The organism is Desulfovirgula thermocuniculi DSM 16036, from assembly GCF_000429345.1.
Classification (GTDB): Bacteria; Bacillota; Desulfotomaculia; order Desulfotomaculales; family Desulfovirgulaceae; genus Desulfovirgula; species Desulfovirgula thermocuniculi.
In genome coordinates, this window is record NZ_KE386889.1 from 21,994 (window position 1) to 28,948 (window position 6,955).

Below are 6,955 nucleotides of genomic sequence, written 5' to 3' on the forward strand. Positions count from 1 at the left end.
AAAACCCCGGGTGGGCGATTACCCGGGGTTGATTTTTGCCGGCAGGTGCAGTAGTTCACCGTATAGCTCGGGCCTCCGGAACTGCAGGTAAAAGCTGTGGCGCATGGAAGGGGACTTGTTTCCCCGGATGGTGTTGAGCAAGGCGGCATCCAGGTCGGCCACCAGGATGCTTTCCCGCCCCCCGAAGTCCTCGGCAACAACGTTGCCCTTCGGGTCCAGCACCAGCGCTCCCCCGCAAAATTCTTGGCCTTCGCCGCAGGAGCCCACCAGGTTTGTGGCGGCTACAAAGAGGCTGTTGTCGTAGGCCCTGGCGGAAAGGTATTTGAGCCAGATGTCCCTGCGGTTGCCCACAATGGACGGAGAGGCGTGGGGGGCAAAGATAATCTCTGCTCCCTTGAGGGCCAGGATGGTCGTCACCTCGGGAAAATGGAGGTCCCAGCATATCTCCACCCCCAGGCAGGCCTTTTCCGTGGCAAAGACGGGCAGCCGGTCGCCGGGGCTGAAGTAGGGGAGCTCGCTTTTTCCCAGGTGGGTCTTGCGGTATTTTTCCACCTTGCCGTCGGGGAAGGCCAGCACCTGGGTGATGTAAGGCTTGGGACCCGGAGAGAGCTCGGCGAGGCCGAAAAGGATGAGCACGTTAAACGCGCGCGCCAGGCGGGAGACAAAATCCGTGCTCCTTCCCGGTATGGGCTCGGCCCGGGTCGCCGCCCGCTCTCGGTGGTAGCCCTGCACGCACAGCTCGGGAAAGCAGATAATTTCCGCTTTTTCCCGGGCGGCCTTTTCCGTAAAGAAGGCCAGCTTCTGGAGGTTGCCCTCCACGTCGCCGATAACTGCCTGCATCTGCACCAGGGCAATGCGGAGGTCCTTCATCTTACCCTCCCTGTGGCAGGTAAATGATTACCGCTTCCTCCTTGCAGTTGGGAAACTCGGGGCAGTTGATGCACTCCTTCCACACCTTCTGGGGCAGCTTTTCCTTGGGGATGAGCTTAAAGCCGCACTTGAGAAAGAACTCCACCTGGTAGGTGAGGGCAAAAACCCTGGCCAGGCCAAGCTCGCGTGCCTCGGCCAGGAAGGCCTCCACCAGGTGCCGGCCGATACCCCGCCGGGTGAAGCGGGGGTCCACGGCCAGGGCGCGGATTTCCGCCAGGTCGCTCCAGATGATGTGCAGGGAGCCGGCCCCCACCACCTGGCCTTCCTCCTCGGCTACGGTAAACTCGCGCAGCGCCTCGTACAGCACGGCGCGGGGGCGCGGCAGCATCAGCCCCTGCTTGGCGTAGTGGTTGATTAACTTGTAGATAGCCTCCACGTCGGCAATTTTCGCCTTGCGGATTTTCATGTAGCGGTTTTTTCCCCTTTGCGGTGTTTTACATTTCCCGGGCGTAGGCAACGGCGTTGCGGAAAATGGCCAGGCCGTGGGGTTCCTTTAAAAGGCTTTTAACCTCCGGGCGACGCCAGTTTGGGTGCTGGGTCACTTCCACGAAGCGCTCCGGGTGGGGCATCAGTCCCAAGATGCGCCCGCTGGGGTCGCAAATACCGGCAATGGCGCCCAGCGAGCCGTTGGGGTTATAGGGGTAGGCGCCGGTGGGCTCGCCGGAAGGAGTGGCGTAGCGGAAGACCACCTGGTTCCCCGCCTCGATGGCCTCCAGCACCCGGGGCGAGGTGTAAAACTTGCCTTCCCCGTGGGCGGCCTGCAGGTAAAGGAGCTGCCCGGCCAGCCCCCGGGTAAAGATGCAGCGGCTTTCCTCCACCCGCAGATAAACCCAGCGGCACTCAAAGCGCCCGCTGTCGTTGGTCATCAGCGTAACCTTTATCTCCCCCATGCGGGCGTCGGGCAGGAGGCCGGTGCGTACCAGCACCTGGAAGCCGTTGCAGATGCCCAGCACCGGCTTGCCGGCTTCCACAAAGGCCTGCAGCTGGTCCGCCAGGAAGGAGGTCAGTTCTACGGCCAGTACTTTCCCCGCCAGCACGTCGTCGCCGTAGGAAAAACCCCCGGGGATGACCAGGATTTGATAGTCGGCCAGCTTTCTCTCGCCGCTGCGCAGTTGGTTGACGTGCACCAGCTCCGGAGCACCGCCTGCCTTTTCAAAGGCGTAGTAAGTTTCGCGGTCGCAGTTGGTTCCGTCGGCATACAGCACGCACACCCGCGGCCTCACCTTTCCCCCACCTCCACGCTGCCAAAGACCCGGGCCATGGGCTCCTGCCAGGCCGCCTTCAGTCTGTCCAGGGGGAGGCTAAAGAGCCTTTTCCCGCCCTGCTCTACGGTTATCCGGCGGTTGCCTGTGGTCTGCCCGATGACCCTGTAGGGCACGTCCCCGAAAAGCGCTTCCGGATCTGTCTCGGGGGAGAGTTCCACCAGGAAGCAGCCCGGCGTTTCGTTAAAGAGGTAGTAATCCGCCCGTACTTCCCCGGGCACGGCAATGCGGGCACCTGTGTTGCCTCCAAAGCACATTTCCGCCAGGGCGGCGGCCAGGCCCCCCTCGCTGATGTCGTGGCAGGCCAGCACTTTGCCGCTTTTGATGGCGCGGTGCACCACCTCCCACACCGCCTTTAATTTGGCCGGCTCCACGCGCGGCAGGTTCCTACCGAGGTGCCCCAGGAGGTCGTAGTATGCCGAGCCGGCCATTTCCTCCACGCGGCGGTAACCCACCAGCACGATGGAGTTTCCCTCTCCCTTGAAATCTGCCGAGACGGTTTGGCGGGCGTCGGGCAGGCGCCCGAAGGCGGAGATGCACAGCACGGGGGGGATTTTAATGACCTCCCCGCCCGGCCCGCGGTAGGTGCTAGAGAGGCTGTCCTTCCCGGAGATGAAAGGCATCCCGGTGGCCCGCACAAAGTCCACGCAGGCGTCCATGGCCCGGTCCAGGGCCCCCAGCGCTTCTTCGTCGGGAAAGGGCCAGATGAAGTTGTCAATGAGGGCCAACTCTGCCGGGTTGGCCCCTGCGGCTACGGCGTTGGACACGGCCTCCGCGATGGCCCAGAGCCCGCCGTAGTAAGGGTCGATGCGGTTGAGGATTGGGTTTAGGCCGTGAGCAATGACCACCGCCGCCGGGGAGCCCAGGAGCGGGGTGAGAACCACGGCGTCGTTGGGCCCGTCGCCGCCGGTGCCGCCGTAGGGAGGGAGGCAGCAGGAGCCCTGCACGCCGTGGTCGTACATGCGCACGATGGGCTCCTTGGAGCAGACGTTGAGGTGGCCCATCACCCGGCAGTAGACTTCCTCCCAGTCCTGCGGCAGGGGCACCTCGGGGTCCTCAAGGGGAGGCTCCTCCCAGCGGGCGACCAGGGTGCGCCGGGGCAGCCCGTGATGGAGAAACTCCATGTCCAGGTCGCAGACGACCTCGCCTTCGTAAGTAACCACCAGCCGCCGGTCGGAGGTAAATTCCGCCAGTACGGTGGCCTCCACGTTATAGCGGCGGCAGATCTCTAAAAGCCTGGGCAGGTTTTCCGGGGCCACGGCAATGACCATGCGCTCCTGGCTCTCCGAAAGCCATATCTCCCACGGCTTCAGGCCCTGGTATTTCAAGGGGGCCCTTTCCAGCCAGACCCTTACTCCCGTCTTTTCGCCCATTTCGCCCAGGGCGGAGGCAAAGCCCCCGGCTCCGCAGTCGGTGATGGCCCTGATCAGGCCTTCCTCGCCGGCGGCCAGGATTACGTCGGCCACGCGCTTTTCCTCAATGGGGTGGCCGATCTGCACCGCCGTAGCGTTCACCTCGATGGTGCGGTGGGTCATTTCCCCGCTGGAGAAGGTGGCCCCGTGTATACCGTCGCGCCCCGTCCTGCCGCCGATTACCACGGCCAGATCTCCGGGCACGGGCTGGCCCTTTTGGCAGCGCGCCGCCGGCAGGATCCCGTAGGCGCCGACGATTACCGAGGGCTTGGCGCGGAAATCAATATGGAAGTGCACGGAACCGTTGTTGGTGGGGATGCCCATGCGGTTGCCGTAGTCCCTCACCCCGGCCACCACCCGCCGCAGCAGGTAGTGAGGGTGGAGGCAGCCCGGGGGAATTTCCTCCCGCGGTGTCTCCGGGGGGGCAAAGCAGAACATATCCGTGGAGGCAATGACGCGCGCTCCCTGGCCCGTGCCCATGATATCGCGGAAGACCCCGCCGCTGCCCGTCATGGCTCCGCCGTAAGGCTCGATGGCCGAGGGCGAGTTGTGTGTTTCCACCTTTCCGCAAATGGCCCACCCGTCGTAAAACTCCATCACCCCGGAATTGTCCACAAAGGCGGAGAGGACCAAGGGGTGGCGGGTGGCCGCCGTGGCTTCCTGCAGGCGCTTTAACAGGGGCTCCTTCTCTTTCCCGTTTACGATGAGCGGTGACTTAAACGTTTTGTGCTTGCAGTGCTCGGACCAGGTCTGGGCGAGGGTTTCCACTTCGCAGTCGGTGGGGTCCCTTCCGGCAGCCCGGAAATACTGCTGGATGGCCTTCATTTCTTCAAGGCTTAAAAAGAGGCGGTCTTTGCTTAATTCCATGAGCTGGTCATCGTCCATCTCCCGCAGGGGGATGACCTCCGTTTTTCCCGGCTGGCCGCTGATCCTCAAGGTAGAGGGTTTTTCAGTAATCACCTGCTCGATGGTTTCATTTACCAGGAGGCGCTTTAGAACCACTTCCAGCTCTTCCGGTGCTATCTCGGTGCCGTAAAACCCGTACTCCCGGCTGGAGTCGGCGGCCAGCAGGTCCCCGATGCCCAGGTCGCGCGCCGCTTTCATGAGGGAAGCGGCTTCGGGGTTCATAACCCCCGGCTTATAGGCCACTTCCACCACTGCCGCGGCATCGGTAATGACGGGCTCGTTTATGGTATAAATCTGGAACACCTTTTCGGCCAGCAGCTTTTCGGCCAGCAAGCGCACGGCATGCCCGTCAATCCCTTCAAAGCGGTAGACCTTGGCCGTGCGCACCCTGGTGATGCTCTTTATCCCCAGGGCATGGCGGATTTCGTAGAGCACCCCCTCCCCCACCGGGTCGGGCAAAGAGGGGAGGTTGGCTACCCTCACTTCCCAGACGGCCATTTCTCTGCACCCCCAGGCAGCAAAAAGAAAGTTCCCGGCGGCTAACCGCCGGGAGCGCAACTCCCAAGAAGATTGTAATATACGGCGGGTGAAAAGACAAGAGCTACCGTTTGGCGCGTCCGTGTCAAGATCCAGTAGGTGCCCTCACAAGAAAATTTCCCTTATGAGACCTCATCGCCCAAACGCAAGCTTTGAGGCGCTCTGGTCCATTATACCCAACGTAGGGAGCGTGATGCCGGTGAGGTTCTGAATTGCCGACAGACGGGGTGAAGGCCTTTTGACTACGTGTTCTGCTACAGGACCGACTACGCAACCTCGCTTGTTAACCACCAGGGGATATTAACAGTACCCCTCACAAAAGCCCCTCCTGCGGGCACCTCGACCCTCAAAGCTCAAGCCATCTCGAACCTACCAAGGAACAGGTTAGTGACATCCTCCCCCCAATTTATTGGGGGGAGGATGTCACCAGCTCCAGAGAAGAAACCTGGTTCATAAAACCCGACCATTTTGAAATCTCAGTCGAGCCGGCCCCCAGGCCAGGTATTCGCCTCCTTTCCGGATACTTGATTTGCCCTCCGAGGGGCAGGGCGACGACGGAGAATTTTGCCTGAGCATGCTTTCCTCATTCCGGCAAGCTTTGCGGGGCAAAATTCTCCGTCGAGGGGACCTAGGCCCGGGAGTCCCACCCGGACGGGAGTGCTGCACCGGAAGACCACAACCGGCACGGACCGCTTAACAGCGTGGGAGCAAAAGCTTCCCCCCCAGATTGTGTTCACCTCCCGGCGGAGGGTTAACCCCGCCTCCCGCGTCCTGTTAGGACCGCCTACCGGTTTGTCCGACACCGGCTAAACGGGGTCACCGCAGCGCCAGGGCCAGTTCCCTGAAGTCGTGCCAGACGGAGTAAAACGCCTCCTGCTGCCCCAAAGTGGGCCCGTTGTGTACCGCCATCTTCCGCTCCAGCCGCCTCATGGCCCCGACCCTGCGGGTCATCCCTTCTCCTTCCCTCGGCATATCAGGAATGACCTTTTGGGCCAGGTGCTGCTTAATTCGGGCTACCAGTTGCCTGAGCTCTTTGGTCACCCGTTCCCTGAAACCCATCGCCCGGCGGCCTGTGACCAGCGCCGCCGCGCAGTGCACCGGAACCGCGTAACGCTTCATGTACTTCCAATACCCGATGGTGGAGGTGTGCCGGGCAGGTACGAGTCTAAAGGACACCCCCTCTTTGGCTGCCCTCCGGCATATTGCCTCCACCATCTTCGCAAAAGGAAAGTTTGCGGCCATGCGGTTGAACTCCCTGTTCGTGTCTAACCGATCCTTGCCGAAGTCCAAGTTCTCTAGGACGATGGGCTTGCCCAGGAAAAGAGCCAAATCGACCACTACCTTAGCCAGGACGCCTATCAAGTAGGCCCGCCGAAAACCTGAAGCATAAGCCAGGTCGGGTATCCTGATGTAGAGAAAGCCATTAGGATAGGTGATGACTTGAAACTCCCCTTCGTACTTCCCCAGGTTGCCCGGATAGGGAATGCTGAAACCTTCCGGCCAGGACTCCGGCTGGCCACTGGCACCGACATTGCACAAAGCCACACCGTCGGGGTTCGTGTCCAAAGCAAGGCAGCCCTCCGCAAAGTCAGGCTCCGGCGCCCCACCCAAATCAAACGTCAGATGAACCAGATAGCGACCCTCCGGAGTGCGGATTAACTCCACCGTGTAGGGTAGCCCCACGGCCAGCCATATCCGCACCAAATCCCGGTATTTCTCCGGGATCATGAGCTTGCCTTCCACCCGCGGAGCTTTCGTCATTTTCGGGCGGCCAAGGGTATCCACACCTACCCGCTCCGAAAGGTGTGAGATAGTTACCGCCAGACGGAACTCCCCGTCCCGGTAGAACACCTTCATGTTTGGGTTGCCGCCCTTTTCTTCATCCCCACGAGAGTAGAGGCGGTTCCT

Annotated in this window: 4 protein-coding genes and 1 pseudogene; all 5 read right to left on the reverse strand. The window is 61.7% G+C overall.

All coding sequences use genetic code 11. From position 1 onward, the window contains the following. Positions 1-18: 18 nt before the first annotated feature. Positions 19-870: a nitrilase family protein gene (locus tag G454_RS0116445; protein ID WP_027719430.1), complete on the reverse strand. Its 852-nt coding sequence runs from the start codon at positions 868-870 to the stop codon at positions 19-21. Between the two features lies 1 nt (position 871). Next, positions 872-1,336, reverse strand: a complete 465-nt coding sequence (locus G454_RS0116450; protein ID WP_027719431.1) for an N-acetyltransferase — start codon at positions 1,334-1,336, stop codon at positions 872-874. 28 nt (positions 1,337-1,364) lie between these two features. Beyond that, a complete protein-coding gene (gene purQ, locus G454_RS0116455) occupies positions 1,365-2,153 on the reverse strand; it encodes a phosphoribosylformylglycinamidine synthase I (protein ID WP_027719432.1) in 789 nt (262 codons plus the stop codon). Further along, complete coding sequence (gene purL / locus G454_RS0116460) at positions 2,150-5,008, reverse strand: phosphoribosylformylglycinamidine synthase subunit PurL (RefSeq protein WP_027719433.1); 2,859 nt, start codon at positions 5,006-5,008, stop codon at positions 2,150-2,152. Before purL ends, purQ begins: the two co-directional genes overlap by 4 nt. A gap of 855 nt (positions 5,009-5,863) precedes the next feature. Next, positions 5,864-6,955, reverse strand: a pseudogene (locus G454_RS0116465) (IS200/IS605 family element transposase accessory protein TnpB); the annotation flags it as partial.

Excerpts from the sequence above, each read along its gene's own strand:
- G454_RS0116445 (WP_027719430.1), bottom strand. The coding sequence starts at position 870 with ATGAAGGACCTCCGCATTGCCCTGGTGCAGATGCAGGCAGTTATCGGC.
- G454_RS0116450 (WP_027719431.1), bottom strand. The coding sequence starts at position 1,336 with ATGAAAATCCGCAAGGCGAAAATTGCCGACGTGGAGGCTATCTACAAG.
- purL (WP_027719433.1), bottom strand. The coding sequence starts at position 5,008 with ATGGCCGTCTGGGAAGTGAGGGTAGCCAACCTCCCCTCTTTGCCCGAC.